Source organism: Corynebacterium sp. zg254, from assembly GCF_024701495.1.
GTDB classification, from domain to species: Bacteria; Actinomycetota; Actinomycetes; order Mycobacteriales; family Mycobacteriaceae; genus Corynebacterium; species Corynebacterium zhongnanshanii.
This window is the reverse complement of record NZ_WIAR01000001.1, coordinates 691,676-708,991: the sequence shown is the minus strand read 5'-3', so window position 1 is coordinate 708,991 and position 17,316 is coordinate 691,676. Positions and strand designations below refer to the sequence as shown.

The following is a 17,316-nucleotide window of genomic DNA, read 5'->3' as shown; positions in this document are numbered from 1 at the left end:
TTTAGGCATCTGCGCTTGCGTCAGATGGTTGGGCGTTGTGCTTTCCTCGGGGACGGGTGTCCCCCTTGAGCAGCCACACCGCTCCTTGAGGAGTAGGTTCTGTGCGCCACCCTGGCTCGATGAGGTAGGTGGTGCTTTCGGTCGTGATGATCGCCGGCCCTTCCACCACGTACTTTTCGTTGAGGGCGGTCTGGTCGTAGACCGGGGTCTCCAGCGGCTCGTCGTGGCCCACGAAGTGAACCTTGCGGCTGCTGACCTTCTCAGGCGTGGAGCGTTCGGCGTCGAAGAACAGGGATTCGAAGTTCACCACATCGCCGTTGATGTAGGAGGCTACGCGCACGGTCTGGACGCGCACGCCCGCCTCAGGGGCCTGGGTACCTTCGCCGTAGCGGTCGCCGTAGATGTCGGAGAACGTGCGGATGACCTTCAGCACGTCGCCCACGTTGTTCAGGCGGTTGATGTCGAAGGACACGGCGGTGGTGACCAGCTGGTTGCCGTAGCGCATGTCCATTTCCAGGCGGTGCTCCACCTTGGAGACGTCGTAGCCTTGGCGGATGAGGTCCTCGCGGCCGCGCTGCTCGAGCTCCTCCACATATCCGTTGAAGCGCTCGTAGTCATCGAAGAGGTCCCGCGTGATGGGGTCGTAGAGCACGATGTAGGAGGAGCGCTCGTGGATGTGCAGCGGCTTCATGTTGCCTGCGCCCAGGGCGGAGAACACTGAGGAGAACGGTGGGAACAGGATGCGCTTAATGCCTGCCTTCTCGGCGATGCCACAGGCGTGCAGCGGTCCGTTGCCGCCGTAGGCCAGCATGGTGTAGTCATCCACCACACCACCGTGGGAGCGTAGCTCCATCTCGATGCCGATGGCCATCTGCTCGTCCACGGTGCGCTTGACCACCTTCGCGGACTCGATGGGGTCCAGGTCCAGGTAGTCGCCAATGTGCTCTTCCATCGCGAACAGGGATCGCTTCGGGTTCAACTTGATGAAGCCGTTGGCGTAGTTGTCCGGATCCAGGTATCCCAGCAGCAGGTCCGCATCGGTGACGGTGGGGCGAAGGCCACCACGGTCGTAAGCCGCAGGTCCCGGGTCCGATCCTGCAGACTCTGGTCCCACCTTCACCGCGTGGTGAACGCGGTCGTAGGAGGCGATGGAGCCACCACCGGATCCCAAGGTGTTCAGGTGGATCATGGGCACGGACACCAGCCAGCGGCCGATGGTCGGCTGGAAGTCGTAGTGCTGAATTCCGCCTTCGGGCACCAGGCCGATGTCGAAGGAAGTACCACCCATGTCCATGGACACCACGTCGCCCAGGCCGGTGACTTCCGACAGGTGCTGCGCGCCACCCACACCAGCGATCGGGCCGGAGTGGATGGTTTGCAGCGCATCGGTGGAGTTCGGCTGCGCCATACCACCGGAGTTGTGCACCACGAGCATCGGCTTTTCATATCCGGAGGCTCGCAGGTTCTGGGACAGCTGGTTCAGCGCGTGGAACATGGTCTCGTGCAGGAAACCATCAATGATGGTGGAGGACGCACGCACGTACTCACCCTTACGCCCCGAAACCTGGCTGGACAGCAGCACAGGAATGGAGCCCAGCTCGTGGGACGGGAAGTCCTCCAGGATGATCTCCAGGATCCGCTCTTCGTGCGTGGAGTTTTCCGTGGCGTTGGTCAGGGCAATGACCAGCGCTTCGGCGCCCTCGTCCACCAGCTCGCGCACTTGCTGGCGCACGTCGTCGTCCATCATCGGAACCAGGATTTCGCCCACGGAGTCCACGCGTTCCTTGATGGAGCGCACCAGGTTGCGCGGCACCAGGGGTTCGGGGCGCTCGGCGTCGGCCATATCACCCTGCTTGAGAGGGTCCAGGCCAGCACCGTAGCCCTTGGAGCGGGAGATGTGGATGGTGTCCTCAAATCCGTGGGTGACCAGCACGCCCACCTTGGGGCCCTTGCCTTCGATCAGGGCGTTGGTGCCCAGGGTGGTGGCGTAGCGAACGGAGTCCACGCCCTTGAGCACTTCCTCGCGGGACAGGCCGGCGCGGGTGCAGGCGTTGTCCAGTGCCGCGTTGAAGCCCAAGGCCAGGTTGTGGTGCGTGGTGAGTGCCTTGGATTCGATGTAGGTGTCATCCCACACGAAGAAGCAGTCGGTGAAGGTACCGCCGATGTCAACGGAGATTCTGCGCATCTTATTTCCCTTCCTGCTCAAAGCGGGCGCTCAAGTCAGCTTCCGCGTTTTCGCCAGGGCCGTAGTTCAGAACCTTCTCGGGATCCTTTCCGGAGTTGCCCCAGTGTTCCCGCAGCCAGTCCAGGTCGAAGACCATGTCAATGGCTGGTGGGTGCCCCGGTGGCAGGTACTCTGCCTCGATCTGGGTGGCGCACCCTGGGCAGTAGTATTCGAGGATGCGGCAGAATTTCGGGTCGGGGGAGAACGTGTATTCGTAGCGTTCCTTGTCCAGGATGGAGGGGTGGATCTCCTCTGGGTTGCGGTCGTAAACCAGGGTGCCCTCTTTGTAGTTTCCTCGGGCGTCGGCAATGTCGTGGCCGCAGACGCGGCACATCCAGCGCTCGGTGTCGAGATCAATTAACAGGTATTCTGTCATTGGAACTCTCATGATGATCTCCTTCGTGTCTGAAGTCGTAAGGGGTTGAGATGTTTCATGGGTTCGGCAAAACCCACGATGCGTGTGTGATCTGCTGGTCGTTAGGTCGTCACATCTTCGAGTAGCAGGTCACCGGCATCAGAAACTGTGAATGTCCATCCTTCGGGGACGCGTGCGGTGAAGAATGGCCCTTCGATGATGGCTGGCCCGTGCGCGTGGGCTTGGGCTTGTTGGGCATCGAGGTCGTACACGGGGACGTCATCGCGCTGTTCCGGTGCGCTGAGGATGGACCGATGGGACGACGCCTGGGCGTCCGGCCCGTCGGACCTGAAATCGCCCTCAAGCACTGGGTGTTCCAGCACATAGGTGGCGGTGAGCTCCAGGAGCACACGGGAGGCACCCTCGGTGCCGGAGAGGTCAGCTCCCTGGTTTTCCGTGGTGGTGCCGTCTGCATTGTCGGTGATGGTGCGCCAGTCCAACTCGCAGTCGTCCAGGGAGTATCCCTCTTGGAACATTGCTCGCGCCGCTAGCTCCAACAGTTCTTCCCGGGCGGAGTCCAGGGAGTCCTGGGACTGTCCCGTGACGTCCACGCGGACGGTCTGGGACACGTCGGAGAAGCTGATGCCGTAGGCGGAGAAGATCGCGGCCAGGCGCGGGATCAGGACCTTCTTCACACCGGCGATGCGTGCGGCCAGGCATGCGCTCATGGGACCACCGCCGCCGAATGCGGCGAGTGCGGTGGAGTCCTTGTCCTTGATGTGAGGGGTAAAGGCGCCCGCCACGGCCTGGGCGTAGGCCTTTTCCATCTCCAGCAGGGCTTCGTCCAGGCTGATGCCCAGGGGCTCTGCCACGGTGGCGGTGATGACGGCCTTGGAGCGCTCGGGGTCCAGGTTCAGTTCACCGTTGAGGTAGGTGCTGGGGTCCAGGATGCCGAGCAGCAGGTTCACGTCCGTGATGGTGGCTTTTTCGCCACCGAATCCGAAGCAGGCTGGTCCAGGGGCAGCGCCAACGGACTCCGGGCCTACCGTGATCTTTCCGTCCTTGACCTCGATGATCGAGCTTCCGCCCACGCCGGCGGAGCGGACGTCGGACAGGGAGTAGGAGGACTCGATGCCTTCCACGCGCCCGTACCGGTCCGTCTTGATCTGGAGATCTTCGATGGATCCGACGTCGGTGGTTGTGCCACCGACGTCGATCATGAGCACGTGCTGGAGTCCGTATTGCTCGGCCAGCGCGCGAGTGCCTTCCAGGCCTCCGCGAGGTCCGGAGGAGTAGGTGCGCAGCGCCACGGACTTTGCCACACGGGAGGAGGCGCCGTCGTTGCGGTAGATCAGCAGTGGGTTCTTGACTTTGTGTGCGCGCAGGCGGTGCTCGGAAGAGTACAGGAAGCGCTCCACGGTGGGGTGCAAGAAGCTGTTGAGGACGGCGGACCAGATGCGGCGCACGTGGTTGCGGTCGTCGGCAAACTCCCAGGAGAACAGCACGGGCACGGATCCCAGCAGGTGGCGTGGGAAGCGCTTTAGCAGGATTTTCATGTAGGAGCGCTCGGTGGCCGGGTCATTCGCGGCGATGATGAGGCGTTCGGCGCCGGCGGTGGTGAGCGTGTTGACTGCGTTGAGCAGTTCTAGTTCGTCCTGGCCGGAGTCCTTGGTGAGTACCACGGTGCGTTCGCCCACCAGGTCCTTGAAGAGGCCGGTGGATTGCTCGTCGTAGCTCAGCTGTTCGATGAGTGCCTCGTCTTCGACGATCAGGCCCAGTCCTGGGCCCTTTCGTTCGACGAGTGCGTTGGTTCCCTGAGTGGAGGAGTATCGAATGATGCGAGTGGAGTTCAGAAGAGCCGGCAGGTCGGGTTCGTCGAAGACCTCACCGGATGCCTTGGTGATGCCCTTGAAGAAGCATTCCGAGAGATCGGTTGGGGTGGTGAGGGTTTTCGTGAAGGCGATGCCGTCTTTCGTGACCACGCAGATGTCGGTCAGAGTACCGCCATTGTCGATGTTAATGAGATTGTCCATCTGCATTCTCCTTCCCCCGCAGTGGCTGCATAATTGCTATTATCATGGTCGAATCTCCTAACTAGGGAGGTCAATTACTGAGGCGATGTAAAATGTGAAGCACTATTGGTGATCTCAATCACATCACGGGAAGTGAATCTAATGCATGATGGTCATTTTGTAAACGAAATTACTACACAACATGTGCTAACTAACCTTAATGGTTATTGTTTGCATTAGTGAATTGTTGCACTACCTGCAACTTTGGGTTGTGTCGGGTGGTTTACGTGGGGGTAGTTTCGAGTACCTATGTAGAGATTAATATAAGAAAGTGTAATTATTTAAAGGTAAACCCTCTACTTGTGGGCTCTTTTGTATATATTTATCTCGATAAGTCGAGCTGTGTGGGGTGGGCTGCCGGGGGTGATTAAAGGGCTTTCCTTGTTGCTGAGGTGCGGATTCTCGCGAACTGCTTCCGATGTATGAGTGGGGCGCTATGATTTCTGTAGCCAAAATACATATGGCTGTCGTTGACTGCGCATACGCAGTGCCATGCACAGTGCCATACGCATTGCCGTGCACACTGCCTCGCGCAACGCTGTGCGGCTGGCCCTGTGTGCCGCAGCGTCAACACTCGCGAACCACATCACCTTCAACGGGAGGAGCTTATCCCCACCATGAGCACACTAATGAGCGCGAAGGATGCCATCGCCGACATACCTCACGGTGCCACGCTGGCAGTGGGCGGATTCGGAATCTGCGGTATTCCGAATGTCCTGCTCACAGAACTGGCGGCCGCTGGGACGTCGGAACTCGAAGCAGTGTCCAACAACGCCGGTCTGGATGATCGCGGGCTGGGATTGCTTCTCGGCAATGGTCAGCTCCGGCGCATCATCGCCAGCTACGTCGGGGAAAATAAGGAGTTCGCCCGCCAATACCTGGAAGGGGAGCTGGAAGTAGAGCTGACCCCCCAGGGAACTCTCGCCGAACGCTTGCGCGCCGGGGGCTCGGGCATCGGCGCATTCTTCACCCGCACGGGCGTGGGCACCGTGGTGGCAGATGGCGGCATGCCGTGGAAGTACACGAAGGACGGGGCCGTGGAGATCAGCTCTCCTCCGAAGGAGACTCGAGAGATCCGCGGCGAGACCTATGTGCTGGAGCATGCGATCGAGGCCGACTTCGCTCTGGTCAGGGCGGCAGTCGCCGATGAAGCCGGCAATCTGCGCTTCCACGAGACCGCCCGGAACTTCAACCCACTGGCGGCGATGAGTGGCCGGGTGTGCATCGTCGAAGCTGAAAAGGTCGTGTCCGTGGGGGAGCTTGCCCCAGACGATATTCATCTGCCGAGTGTGTACGTGCACCGCCTCGTCGAACTCACACCGGAGCAGGCCGCAGACAAGAAGATCGAGAAGGAGACCGTACGATGACGCAGAACAACAGCACCGCCGCACACAACAGCACAGCCACCAATACCGTGGGATGGGACCGCCAGGCCATGGCGGCCCGTGCAGCGCTGGAACTTCGGGACGGCCAGTACGTGAACCTCGGCATCGGCCTGCCCACCCTGGTTCCCAACTACGTCCCGGAGGGAGTGAACGTCACCCTCCAATCCGAAAACGGATTGCTGGGCATCGGACCGTACCCGGAGAGAGGCCACGCGGACCCGGACCTGATTAACGCAGGCAAGGAGACCGTCACCACCCTTCCCGGCTCCAGCTTCTTTGACTCCGCCTTGAGCTTCGGGATGATCCGCGCCGGCAAGATTGACGTGGCGATTCTGGGCGCGATGGAGGTCAACGCCCAGGGAGACATCGCCAACTGGATGATTCCCGGAAAGATGGTGAAGGGAATGGGTGGCGCGATGGACCTTGTGGTGGGCGCGCGTCGCGTGGTGGTGCTGATGGAACACTGCAATAAGCACGGGGAGTCGAAGATTCTCTCCGAGATTCAGCTGCCACTAACGGGCACCGGCGTGGTCAACCGAATCATCACCGATCTGTGCGTCTTTGATGTGGAGGACGATGGCCTGGCACTGGTCGAGCTGGCGCCGGGCGTGACGGAGGAGCTTGTTCGCTCCAAAACTCAAGCCCCGTACCGCGTCGCCCTCTAAGGCCCCGTGGGCAACCACAATCCGTGCAGATCCACAGTCATGAAAAACTGTGATAGACACTAAAGAGAGCACACCCCTTATAAATCCATGTGCAGAAAGGTTTTAGTTACATATGAGTGAAGTATCGAAGGCTCAAGGACCACAGGACGTTGTTGTCGTTGGCGCGGCACGTACCGCCCAAGGCCGCATGCTGGGTGGCTTGTCCTCCCTGTCTGCCGTGGACCTTGGTTCGGAGGCCATCAAGGGCGTGCTGGACCGCTCCGGCATCTCCGCAGACAGCATTGATTACGTGCTGATGGGCCAGGTTGTTCAGGCGGGCTCCGGCCAGAACCCCGCCAAGCAGGCTGCTGTGAAGGCCGGCGTGTCCATCAATGTTCCTGCTGTGACGATCAACAAGGTCTGCCTGTCGGGACTCGACGCCGTCGTGTCCGCCTCCCGGCTCATTCGCCTCGGCGATGCCCAGGTAGTCATCGCTGGCGGCCAGGAGTCCATGTCCAACGCACCGTTTGTGGCGCCAGGTGTTCGCGCCGGGCACAAGTACGGTGCGATGGAGCTGCTGGACGCCCTGGAGCGCGACGGATTGTCCGACCCGAACGAGGGCACCTCCATGGGTAAGGAAACCGACGAGCACGCGCAGGAGGCCGGCCTGACCCGCGAGGAACAGGACAACATCGCCGCACTGTCCCACCAGCGTGCTGAAGCTGCCGTGGCTGAGGGCAAGTTCGCTGCGGAGATCCTGCCGATCGAGATCCAGGGCCGCAAGGGAAGCACCGTGGTGGACACGGACGAGGGCATCCGCCCGGGAACCACCGCAGAGTCTTTGGCGAAGCTGCGCCCAGCCTTCATCAAGGACGGCACCATCACCGCCGCATCCTCGTCCCCCATCTCCGATGGTGCGTCCGCACTGATCCTCACCACCCGTGAAAACGCTGAGGCGCAAGGCTGGACCGTACTCGCCACGCTGGGCGAGTACGGCCAGACCGCAGGACCAACCACCTCGCTGTTGTCCCAGCCATCGCAAGCTATCTCCGCGGCGCTGGACAAGGCTGGCTGGTCGGCGTCGGATTTGGATTTCGTGGAGATCAACGAGGCATTCGGCGCGGTCGTGGCGCAGTCCCTGAAGGATCTGGATTACCCGCTGGAGAAGACCAACATCCACGGCGGCGCGATTGCGCTGGGCCACCCGATTGGTTGCTCCGGTGCGCGTCTGGTGGTGCACGCGGTGCACGAGCTAGCATCCCGCGGCGAGGGCAAGGCTGCCGTGTCGCTGTGTGGTGGCGGTGGACAGGGCGACGCTCTGCTGCTGTTCCGCTAAGCGGAAGCCAGTGCTGATCAGAACACAGCTCTGAAAACCAGCCCTTATGGGGGACGCCATGGTGCGTCCCCCTTTGTGCGTGAGGGGCCACGGCCGCGGCAGGTGCGTCTCATCGGCGTTGAACCTGCCGGTGAGGGCTTGGACACGGACAAGCATGGCGCCCCGCTGAATAGGGGAGTGGTGGGCATGTTGCCCGCATCTAGCCCTGCGGATTTAGTCCGCGACATCTACCCCAGCAGGAAGAAGATTGCACACAGGGTGGGGACGGACACGATGGTGGAGACCACGGCGGTGTCCCTGGCCAGGATCGTTCCTACCTGGTAGCGCTGGGCGTAGGTAAAGACGTTCTGGCCGGTGGGAAGTCCAGCGATGACCGCGAGGATCAGGAGCGTGTGCTGGTCCATGCCGAAGAGGAAGTGCCCCAGGGCCACGGCCAGCGCCGGGTGGATGATGGTTTTGATGGCTGTGGCGGCCAGGACGCTGCGGCGGGGGCTCACACCCTTTTCCAGCACGCCCGTGCCGGCCAGAGACATGCCGAACCCGATGAGGGCCACGCCCACGGTTGCCCGGGCCAGTGTGTCGAGGGGCTCGGTGATGAGGAAGGGAAGCTGAATATCGTAGCGGGAGTGCAGCAGGCTAAGGGTCACGCCGATGACTGCGCCGATAATCATGGGGTTGCGCACGATCGCGCCAAGGACGTTACGGAGACGTTCGGCCCCACGGATGCGGGCGCTGCCGGATGGTTGTGTGGCGATGTCCAGGGCGAGCGTGGCCACGGGGGCGTAAAGGCCTACCTGGAACAGGATGATGGGAAGCGTTGCGGTGGGGTTGCCCAGGATATGCGCGGCCAGGGGGATGCCCAGGTGGGTGCTGTTGTTGTAGGAGCTCGCCAGCATGGCGATGAGGGAGTCGCTGGTGCCGCGCTTCGCGAGGAATCGGGATCCCAGGAAGCCCAGTAGTCCTGCCCCGCAGCCGGAGAGGATGGCGATCAGAAGCCCGGAGCCGAAGAGCAGTTCCAGGTCCGCATCCATCATGAACATGATGAGCATGGGCGGAAGGGCGATCCAGTACACGAACATGTTCAGGGTGTACACCGCGTTCGGACCCAGTAATTGTTTGCGCCCAACACAATAGCCCAATGCGATGATCACGATAACAACGGCAAATCCTGAGATCACATTGGGCATAATGCGCTAAGTATAGCGCGTGGGGGTTGTGCGAAGACTACTTGCGCACCACCTGGGTGCGAGCCCACTGATCAGTGAAGGACTGGCCGGCCGTGGACTTGCTGATGGTCACCGCGATGGCGATATAGACGGCAAAGACCAGCCAGGTTCCCACGAGAGGGATCCAGCCAATCACCATAGCTCCCAGGATCCAGGAGTTACGGATGGCAGAGGACCGCAGGGATGGGTTGGCTCCAGAGGCCTGGTCCTGAACACGAGTGCTTGTCGCCATGCGGCCCAGCGAACCGCCCCACTGGTGCTCCATGAACACACGGTAGGAGAACCAGATGAGGGTGGACAGAATGCCGGCGATGTAAAAGGGGGTGAGAGACAGCTCCGGGATTTGCTGCTGGATGCCCGTGCGATCTTCGATCTCTTGAGCAAGCGCCAACTTGTCCATCCAGTCCATGAATGGCTTAAGGCCGATGGCTGCAAAGCAGATAGTCATGATGACCATGCTGATCAGGCCATCAACAAGTTGGCTGAGGAAACGGATGCCTAGGCCGGCGTATTGAGGGGCCATGGCTGGATCTTCATTGCCTTGGGGGAAGGCACCGAAGGAACCGTAGGAGGAGTACTGCCCACCATCAGGGGACTGTGCTCCGTCTTGGTTTTGTGCCCCATTCGGGTACTGCGGGGAGGACTCGGAGAAATCTCCGTAGGGATTGGATGGCGTGGAGCCATTCGGGGTGGTCATAGGTTATATCTTTCTATGCTGAGGTGAGCCTTTACTTATTTGTATCATCTCTCACACTATTTTGCATACAAAAAACCCACCTTCTTGGACAAAAGAAGGTGGGTTTTCCGTGTCTGTTAAACGTCTACCGGGGAGATGCCCGGTATGAAGGCCTCGAGCCTATCAGCGGCTGTGGAATGGCAGCAGAGCCATCTCACGTGCGTTCTTGATTGCGGTAGCAACCTCACGCTGCTGCTTTGGGGTGAGACCGGTGACGCGGCGGGAACGGATCTTGCCGCGGTCGGAGATGAACTTACGCAGCAGAGCGTAGTTCTTGTAGTCAACCGTCTCAATGCCTTCGGCCTTGAGAGGGTTCTTCTTGGGGCGACGGGACTGCTCGATCCGCGCCTTCTTGATGTTGGTGCGCTTCATTGTGTGAGCCTCCCTTTACCAGCTGGACTTGCGGACGCCCGGCAGCTCACCACGGTGAGCCATCTGACGGACGCGAACGCGGGATAGACCGAACTTACGCAGGTAACCGCGTGGGCGGCCATCGGCTGCGTCACGGTTACGAACGCGGACTGGGGAAGCGTTGCGAGGCTGACGGTTCAGCTCCCACTGTGCTTCCATGCGGTCCTCGTCGGAGGTGTTCGGGTTCTTGATGATCTTCTTGAGCTCAGCGCGACGCTCCGCGTAACGGGCGACAATTTCCTTGCGCTGCTCGTTCTTAGCGATCATGGACTTCTTAGCCATAAATTATCGCTCCTCGCGGAATTCGACGTGCTTGCGGGCAATCGGATCGTACTTCTTCAGGGTCATACGGTCCGGGTTGTTGCGCTTGTTCTTACGGGTGACGTAGGTGTAACCGGTGCCAGCCGTAGACTTCAGCTTGATAATTGGGCGAATATCGTTACGTGCCATTTTTTAGATCTTCTCCCCACGGGCTCGGATCTTGGCAACGACGGATTCGATGCCATCACGGTCGATGGTCTTCAGGCCCTTCGTGGACACGTTCAAGGTGATCGTGCGTCCCTCGGAAGGCAGGTAGAACGAACGACGCTGGATATTAGGGTTCCAGCGACGGCTCGTGCGGCGGTGCGAGTGAGACACAGTCTTGCCAAAACCTGGCTTGCGTCCCGTGACCTGGCAATATGCCGACATGGGTTTTCTCCTTCTGCCCTGCACGCGTAGTACATACTCACGCAAGCGAGTGTTTCGTAGACGGGTAGACAGTCCGCTAGAAAACATGCTCAACCTGCGTGTGTGCCTGGCAATGACGTTTACTAGACAACAGCAGAGGACAACACTACCTTAGGAGCCCACCAAAGTCCTAATTGCGGCGCATTTTTCGCGTCGTTCGTTCGTGGAACTCCGCCAGAACCGTTGAGAGCCACTCCTGGAAGGATTTCCTAAACGCCCCCAGATCCGCTAGAATATCCCGCTTGTACATGTTTTCACCCCAACTCGGGCACGACCTTGGACTGCGGCGGGGCTCTCGCACAGTACCTGGCGTACAGCACCTGGTATACAGTGCAGTACCTCTGACACACGTTCCAAGGACCGACCCGTTGACAAACCTTTAGGGAATAACAATGAAGAAGGATATCCACCCGGATTACCACTACGTCGTCTTCAAGGACGCCAGCACTGGTCACCAGTTCCTGACCCGTTCCACCGCTACCTCTGACCGCACTGTTGAGTGGGAAGACGGCAAGGAGTACCCACTGATCGTGGTGGACGTCACCAGCGAGTCCCACCCATTCTGGACCGGCGCTCAGCGTGTGATGGACACCGCAGGTCGCGTGGAGAAGTTCCAGCGTCGTTACGGAAACCTGGCGCGTCGTAAGCGCTAATCAACTCTTTAAACCCCAACACCGCACTCTTAGAGGAGGCAAGAAGCCATGGCAGTTCCAAAGCGTCGCATGTCCCGTGCGAACACCCACTCCCGTCGTTCCCAGTGGAAGTCCGACAACGTTGCTCTGCAGAACGTAAAGATCAACGGCCAGGACGTTCAGATCCCACGTCGTCTGGTGAAGGCCGCGCAGCTCGGCCTTGTTGAGCTGGATTAATTTCCTGTCCGTCGCAGTCAAATTGCGACACAGCGTACGAGGGAGATGCCCCTGTGAGGGTGTCTCCCTTTTTTATTGTCCGAAAGGCAGGCACAATAGCCCTTATGAAAATACTTGTTGTTGATGACGATCAGGCGGTACGCGACTCTCTTCGCCGGTCGCTCAGCTTTAATGGTTATGACGTGGTGCTTGCCACGGATGGTGAAGAGGCTCTGGCCATGATTGAGGAAGAGCATCCTGACCTCGCCATCTTGGATGTGATGATGCCGAAGCTGGATGGGCTTCAGGTCTGCCGCGAGCTGCGCAGCGATGGCGATGATCTTCCTATTTTATTGTTGACTGCCCGCGACGCCGTGTCCGAACGCGTGGCCGGCCTGGACGCCGGAGCTGACGATTATCTTCCTAAACCGTTTGCGTTAGAGGAACTGCTTGCGCGTACCCGTTCATTAATCCGACGCTCTTCTCGTGTCCATGAAGCGGTCAAAACTCGAGGGCCTTTGGAGTTCGCCGATTTGGTGTTGAACCCGGAGACCCGCGATGTTCGTCGTGGCGGCCGCTCGATTAGCCTCACTCGCACGGAGTTCGCTTTGTTGGAGCTGCTGTTGCTGCATCCCAACAAGGTGATGTCCCGCACAACCATTCTGGAAGAGGTATGGGGCTATGATTTCCCCACCTCCGGCAACGCGCTGGAGGTGTACATCGGTTACCTGCGTCGTAAGACGGAACGGGATGGCGAGCCACGCCTGATCCACACTGTCCGTGGCGTGGGTTATGTCCTGCGGGAAACGCCGTGATTCTGCGTAGGTTGTCCGACTCCCCGGATGATAGGGGCGTTTTCAGCGAGGATGACCGCCCCTCGCTGTTCCAAGGCATGTCCTTGCGCGGACGATTGACGGCGTTGACCGCAATCGTGGTGATCGCGTCCATCGCAATCATCACGGTGGCTGCCTACACCAGCGTGAGTACCGTAATGTACCAGAGCCAGGATCGCAGTCTGCAAACGCAGGCGCACGCGCTGGCGGAGGACGATTCGCCCGGTAGTCTGGTTCGCCGCGCGGAGGACACCGCGGGCGTCTTCACCCCCAGCTTTGACGAGGAAGTCAATAACTTCAAGGTGATGGTGGTTCCGGGCACCGTCACCGCTTCAGGCATTGAGCCGTCCACATTTCACGATCTTGTGGGCCCTGGGGCCATCTCCGTGCTCCAGGGGGACAAACCGTTTTCTTTCGAGGACTTCGAGGGCGAGCGCATGTACGCCCTGCGTCAGGGGACCGGCACGGTGATCGTGGTGTCCCAGCCCACCTCGATGGTGAAGGACCCACTGGATTCCCTGGCTCTTGTTCTGGTGCTCTTGGCGATCACAGGTGCCGTGGGAGCTATCATCACCGGCGTGGTGGTGGCCTCCGCGGGCGTACAGCCGATCAACCGTTTGCGGCGAGCCGTGGACCGCGTGACGGAGACCGGTGAGCTGCGGGAGATTCCCGTGCACACCCACGACGAGCTGGGCGCGCTGACCGTGTCCTATAACCGCATGATGAATGCGTTGCAATCTGCGGAAAGCAAGCAGAAAAACCTTGTTGCCGATGCCTCGCATGAGCTCAAAACACCGCTGACTTCCTTGCGGACCAACATGGAATTGCTCATGCAATTGTCGAAACCGGGCGCTCCAAAGCTGGACGAAGAAGAAGTTCGCTCTCTGGAAAAAGATGTGATCGGCCAGATTGATGAAATGAGCTCCCTCATTGGCGATCTGGTGGACCTGGCCCGCGAAGATAGTGGAAGCGCCGAGCATTCCTCAATGGAGGAAGTCGAACTCGACGAGATTTTCTTCTCCGTGTTGGAACGCATTCAACGCCGCCGTCCGGACGTGGAATTCCATATGCATTTGTTGCCGTGGTGCATGACGGGAGATCACTTTTCCTTAAGCCGCGCGTTCACCAATTTGATGGATAACGCCGCAAAATGGAGCCCACACGATGGCGTGGTGCGGGTGTGGATGGAAGAAGTGCCGCAACCACTCGAGGCTACCGCTAAGGATCAAGACTGCGCCCGAACACTGGAAATCCGCATCGCGGACTCGGGTCCTGGCATTGCCGAGGCAGATCGCATCCACGTCTTTGACCGCTTCTACCGCTCCATCGAAGCACGCTCCCAACCCGGTTCCGGCCTGGGCCTGGCCATCGTGAAGCAAGTCATCGATAAGCACGGGGGAATGATTATCGCTGACGAGTCGGATGACGGCGGCGCCCTGATGCGCGTATTGTTGCCAGCGCACCCCTGTGACTCCCGCGAGGACCCGGATGCTCCGGGGGGGGTAAATGGTCCAAGCTGTCAATCTACCGTTATGAGGATTGAGAAAGCTCACAGGAAATTTCAAAGAAGTAAAGAATGACCTGCCAGCACCGAATGTGGGCTCCTCCCAGGTTCGGGGCGCATTCTAGTGAACGTTCAAAAGATTAGTACACACACGAAGGCTGTGAATTATGGATAATCAACCGTCTTTCAATCCAGAATCAGGACAAGAATCCTCCGGGGGTCCGATGAAAGGGGCACCCGATTTTTCCATGGGCAGCACTCAGCGAGCCAACGCACAGACCCAGAGCATGAACCTGGGTGCCGAGCCTGGCTATCCTCAAGGCCAGCAAGCCCAAGCTGCCGGCCAGCACGGCCAGCCGGCCGCCCCGCACGGCCAGCCTTCACAGGCGGCCACGAAGGAACCTAAGCGCTGGTCCACCGGGGCCTTGGCGGCGATGCTGCTGGCAGGTGCGGTGTTGGCGTCGGGAACAACGGCGGTCGTGCTGAAGGAAACGGGGAACACCAGCAGTTTCTCCAGCAGCAACACCAGCTTGAACCGCACGGAAAACGCAAGCCACACCACCCCGCGTGAGGTGGCAGACGGCACGGTGGAGGCCGTGGCGCAGAAGGTGCTGCCGTCGGTGGTGTCCATTCGCGTGGCCACGCCGCGGTCGGAGGGGGAGGGCTCCGGCTCGATCATCAGCAACGACGGCCTCATCATGACCAACAACCACGTGGTGGACGGGGCGGAGCGGGGTCGCTCCAAGATTGAGGTGCTCACCAACGACGGCCGCACCCTGCCGGCGACGGTGGTGGCGACGGACCCAGCGTCGGATATTGCGGTGATTAAGGCAGACGGCGCCAACGATCTGCAGCCCATCGCCATCGGCAACTCCGATGATGTGCAGGTGGGTCAAGCGGTCGTGGCTGTGGGTTCGCCCCTGGGCTTAAGTGCCACGGTGACCAGCGGCATCGTCTCCGCGAAGAACCGCCCTGTGCAGGCCGCAGGTGAGCGCGGCGGCGAGGGTTCCCTGATCGATGCCATTCAGACGGATGCCGCCATCAACCCCGGTAACTCCGGTGGCGCGCTGGTCAACATGAATGGTGAGCTGGTGGGTATCCCGTCGGTCATCGCCAGCCTTGGCTCCGGATCCAGCGATACGGCGGGCTCGATCGGTCTGGGTTTTGCGATTCCGTCGAACCAGGCGCAGAAGATCTCCCGGCAGCTCATCGACGAGGGCAAAGTCACGAAGCCGGTCATCGGTGCCCAGGTCAATACTGTGAGCGACATGGCGGGCGCGGAGATCGCCCAGGTGATGAGCGGCAGCCCGGCCGAGAAGGCCGGCGTGAAAGACGGCGACGTGGTCACCAAGGTCAACGACCGGATTGTGGAAAGTGGTGTGGGCCTGATTGCCGCGATCCGCTCCTACAACGTGGGTGACACGGTGACGCTCACGCTGCGTCCGAAGGGCGGCGGGGACGAGCGGACCGTGGAGGTAACCTTGGCCGCGGAGTGACCCCACGCGGGATCCCACCGGGAATCCCACTTTTTTGGCTATAAACTATGCGCGGGACACGTTACGGTGTGATCATAGGTAGAGATACCAACACACCGTCCACCTTCTGTGAAGAAAGAGATTTGAAGCACAGTGCCACATAGAAATAAGGGCAGGTCAGAACTCCAAAGCCTGGAAGACATGGAGAACCTGCGGGCGAACCTGCAGGAGAGCCACGTCGACGACATCCCGGAGCCGGACGATAGCCTGTTTCATACGCTCGACGCCCAGCAGCGCACCCGCTCCGACAATCAGCGGATGTTGCTGCATGCGATGGTCGTGATCGTCACCGACAAACAAACTGACGAAACCGGTGCGGGGGAACTGGTTGCGGAGTTGCTGGCTGAAGATGATTTTCGTGTCGACGCCGTCGTGACGGTTCCCTCCCGCAAACCGGCGATCCGCCAGGCGATCCAAACGGCCGTGGTCGGCGGAACGGATCTGGTGGTGACGGTCGGCGGAACCGGTCATGGACCTCGCGATAAAACCCCGGAGGCCACCCGTGCGGAGCTGGATCGGAAGATCCCGGGAATCAGTGAAGCGCTGCGTTCCTCCGGCCTGGCGGCGAACTCCCTGGAGGCAGGGCTGTCCCGCGGAGTGTCCGGGGTGGCAGGCTCCACGGTGGTGGTGAACATCGCCAGTACCCGTTCCGCGATTCGTGACGGCATGGCGGCCTTGGGGCCATTGGTGCGTCACGTGGTGGCTGACATGAATCGGTCCTCCTGATGACGGGAGGCTCACGCGGCGCTGCGGGCGACAGGGCGAAGGGGGACCGGAGCCGGGGTGACGCAGCGCAGGGGGACCGGAGCCGGGGTAACGCAGCGCAGGGGGACCGGCCGAGGACCAAGCGCCGGCGCTTCGGGGTCCTGGGCAAGCAGCATGCTTCCGAGCCCACCGGATATGCGGAAAGCCCCCGCACCGAGGGCGGGGGCTTTGATGCTGAGTTTTGGGAGGAGCAGCGGCCTCCCCACTGGGGAGGATCCACTCGCACTTAGATGGAGTGCTTGCCGCCCTGCTCGCCGGCCTTAGGCTGGTCGTCGTTCAGTGGGCGGAAACCGTCTGTCTCCAGGCCTTGCTGGGAACGCAGCAGGTCGCGGATCTCCACCAGCAACTCAACTTCGCTGGCCTCGGAAACCTCTTCAGCGTCGATGCCCTTGCGGCGAGCTGCCAGCTCGGTGGCCTTGTTCATCGGCAGGATCAGCACGAAGTAGATCACAGCGGCGGTGATCAGGAAGGTGATCGTGGCGGTGATGATGGAGCCCAAGTTGATGAAGGTGGCGTCATTACCTGGGCGCAGGTGGAAGCCCAGACCGATGGATTCTGGGCCACCCACGGCGGCCAGCAGTGGGTCGATGATGCCTTCGGTGAAGGAGGTGACAACGGCACCGAATGCGGATGCCATGACCACGGCAACGCCGAGCTCGATCACGTTGCCGCGCAGGATGAAGTCCTTGAATCCCTTAAGCATGGAAAAATAG

19 protein-coding genes are annotated in these 17,316 nt (G+C 60.5%); 9 read left to right on the top strand and 10 right to left on the bottom strand.

Features of this window, described 5'->3' with window-relative positions; translation table 11 throughout:
* Position 1: 1 nt before the first annotated feature.
* The 3 genes from GC425_RS03250 to GC425_RS03240 form a co-directional block, all read right to left on the bottom strand.
* Complete coding sequence (locus tag GC425_RS03250) at positions 2-2,185, bottom strand: hydantoinase/oxoprolinase family protein (RefSeq protein ID WP_151841988.1); 2,184 nt, start codon at positions 2,183-2,185, stop codon at positions 2-4.
* A gap of 1 nt (position 2,186) precedes the next feature.
* Positions 2,187-2,612: an acetone carboxylase subunit gamma gene (locus GC425_RS03245; RefSeq protein WP_151841987.1), complete on the bottom strand. Its 426-nt coding sequence runs from the start codon at positions 2,610-2,612 to the stop codon at positions 2,187-2,189.
* Positions 2,613-2,701: 89 nt separating this feature from the next.
* On the bottom strand, positions 2,702-4,612 hold the full coding sequence (locus tag GC425_RS03240) for a hydantoinase/oxoprolinase family protein (protein WP_151843846.1): 1,911 nt from the start codon (positions 4,610-4,612) through the stop codon (positions 2,702-2,704).
* A 656-nt stretch (positions 4,613-5,268) separates the two neighbouring features.
* On the opposite strand from GC425_RS03240, the gene GC425_RS03235 reads away from it, so the two are divergent.
* The 3 genes from GC425_RS03235 (at position 5,269) to GC425_RS03225 (ending at position 8,016) form a co-directional block, all read left to right on the top strand.
* The gene (locus GC425_RS03235; RefSeq protein ID WP_151843847.1) at positions 5,269-6,018 is read left to right on the top strand and encodes a CoA transferase subunit A; all 750 of its coding nucleotides are present in this window, start codon (positions 5,269-5,271) and stop codon (positions 6,016-6,018) included.
* Positions 6,015-6,701: a CoA transferase subunit B gene (locus GC425_RS03230; protein ID WP_187767880.1), complete on the top strand. Its 687-nt coding sequence runs from the start codon at positions 6,015-6,017 to the stop codon at positions 6,699-6,701. The genes GC425_RS03235 and GC425_RS03230 overlap by 4 nt, the downstream gene beginning before the upstream one ends.
* Positions 6,702-6,813: 112 nt before the next feature.
* Positions 6,814-8,016, top strand: a complete 1,203-nt coding sequence (locus tag GC425_RS03225; protein ID WP_151841984.1) for an acetyl-CoA C-acetyltransferase — start codon at positions 6,814-6,816, stop codon at positions 8,014-8,016.
* Positions 8,017-8,243: 227 nt separating this feature from the next.
* Here GC425_RS03225 and GC425_RS03220 read toward each other — a convergent pair whose 3' ends face one another.
* The 6 genes from GC425_RS03220 to rpmB form a co-directional block, all read right to left on the bottom strand.
* Complete coding sequence (locus tag GC425_RS03220; protein WP_151843849.1) at positions 8,244-9,203, bottom strand: AEC family transporter; 960 nt, start codon at positions 9,201-9,203, stop codon at positions 8,244-8,246.
* 37 nt (positions 9,204-9,240) lie between these two features.
* Positions 9,241-9,939 (bottom strand): RDD family protein, encoded by a 699-nt coding sequence (locus GC425_RS03215; RefSeq protein ID WP_151843850.1) that lies wholly within the window; start codon positions 9,937-9,939, stop codon positions 9,241-9,243.
* A 162-nt stretch (positions 9,940-10,101) separates the two neighbouring features.
* The gene (gene rpsR / locus GC425_RS03210; RefSeq protein WP_151841980.1) at positions 10,102-10,350 is read right to left on the bottom strand and encodes a 30S ribosomal protein S18; all 249 of its coding nucleotides are present in this window, start codon (positions 10,348-10,350) and stop codon (positions 10,102-10,104) included.
* Positions 10,351-10,365: 15 nt separating this feature from the next.
* Complete coding sequence (gene rpsN / locus GC425_RS03205) at positions 10,366-10,671, bottom strand: 30S ribosomal protein S14 (protein WP_035113257.1); 306 nt, start codon at positions 10,669-10,671, stop codon at positions 10,366-10,368.
* 3 nt (positions 10,672-10,674) lie between these two features.
* A complete protein-coding gene (gene rpmG / locus GC425_RS03200) occupies positions 10,675-10,839 on the bottom strand; it encodes a 50S ribosomal protein L33 (RefSeq protein WP_027013145.1) in 165 nt (54 codons plus the stop codon).
* A 3-nt stretch (positions 10,840-10,842) separates the two neighbouring features.
* Positions 10,843-11,079: a 50S ribosomal protein L28 gene (gene rpmB / locus GC425_RS03195; RefSeq protein ID WP_151841979.1), complete on the bottom strand. Its 237-nt coding sequence runs from the start codon at positions 11,077-11,079 to the stop codon at positions 10,843-10,845.
* Positions 11,080-11,510: 431 nt separating this feature from the next.
* Between rpmB and GC425_RS03190 the strand changes: the two genes are divergently transcribed.
* The 6 genes from GC425_RS03190 to GC425_RS03165 all read left to right on the top strand — a co-directional run bounded on the left by GC425_RS03190 (position 11,511) and on the right by GC425_RS03165 (position 16,564).
* Positions 11,511-11,771 carry a type B 50S ribosomal protein L31 gene (locus GC425_RS03190; protein ID WP_151841978.1) on the top strand — a complete coding sequence of 87 codons (261 nt, stop codon included), beginning with the start codon at positions 11,511-11,513 and terminating at the stop codon, positions 11,769-11,771.
* 48 nt (positions 11,772-11,819) lie between these two features.
* Positions 11,820-11,987, top strand: coding sequence for a 50S ribosomal protein L32 (gene rpmF, locus GC425_RS03185; RefSeq protein ID WP_151841977.1), 168 nt, complete (start codon positions 11,820-11,822; stop codon positions 11,985-11,987).
* A gap of 104 nt (positions 11,988-12,091) precedes the next feature.
* A complete protein-coding gene (locus GC425_RS03180) occupies positions 12,092-12,781 on the top strand; it encodes a response regulator transcription factor (RefSeq protein WP_151841976.1) in 690 nt (229 codons plus the stop codon).
* The gene (locus GC425_RS03175; protein ID WP_257821949.1) at positions 12,778-14,379 is read left to right on the top strand and encodes a HAMP domain-containing sensor histidine kinase; all 1,602 of its coding nucleotides are present in this window, start codon (positions 12,778-12,780) and stop codon (positions 14,377-14,379) included. Before GC425_RS03180 ends, GC425_RS03175 begins: the two co-directional genes overlap by 4 nt.
* A gap of 172 nt (positions 14,380-14,551) precedes the next feature.
* Positions 14,552-15,799 (top strand): S1C family serine protease, encoded by a 1,248-nt coding sequence (locus GC425_RS03170; RefSeq protein ID WP_257821947.1) that lies wholly within the window; start codon positions 14,552-14,554, stop codon positions 15,797-15,799.
* Positions 15,800-15,979: 180 nt separating this feature from the next.
* The gene (locus GC425_RS03165) at positions 15,980-16,564 is read left to right on the top strand and encodes a molybdenum cofactor biosynthesis protein B (RefSeq protein WP_151841974.1); all 585 of its coding nucleotides are present in this window, start codon (positions 15,980-15,982) and stop codon (positions 16,562-16,564) included.
* Positions 16,565-16,829: 265 nt separating this feature from the next.
* On the opposite strand, the gene mscL is transcribed toward GC425_RS03165, so the two are convergent.
* Positions 16,830-17,306, bottom strand: coding sequence for a large conductance mechanosensitive channel protein MscL (gene mscL, locus GC425_RS03160; RefSeq protein WP_257821944.1), 477 nt, complete (start codon positions 17,304-17,306; stop codon positions 16,830-16,832).
* Between the last annotated feature and the right edge of the window lie 10 nt (positions 17,307-17,316).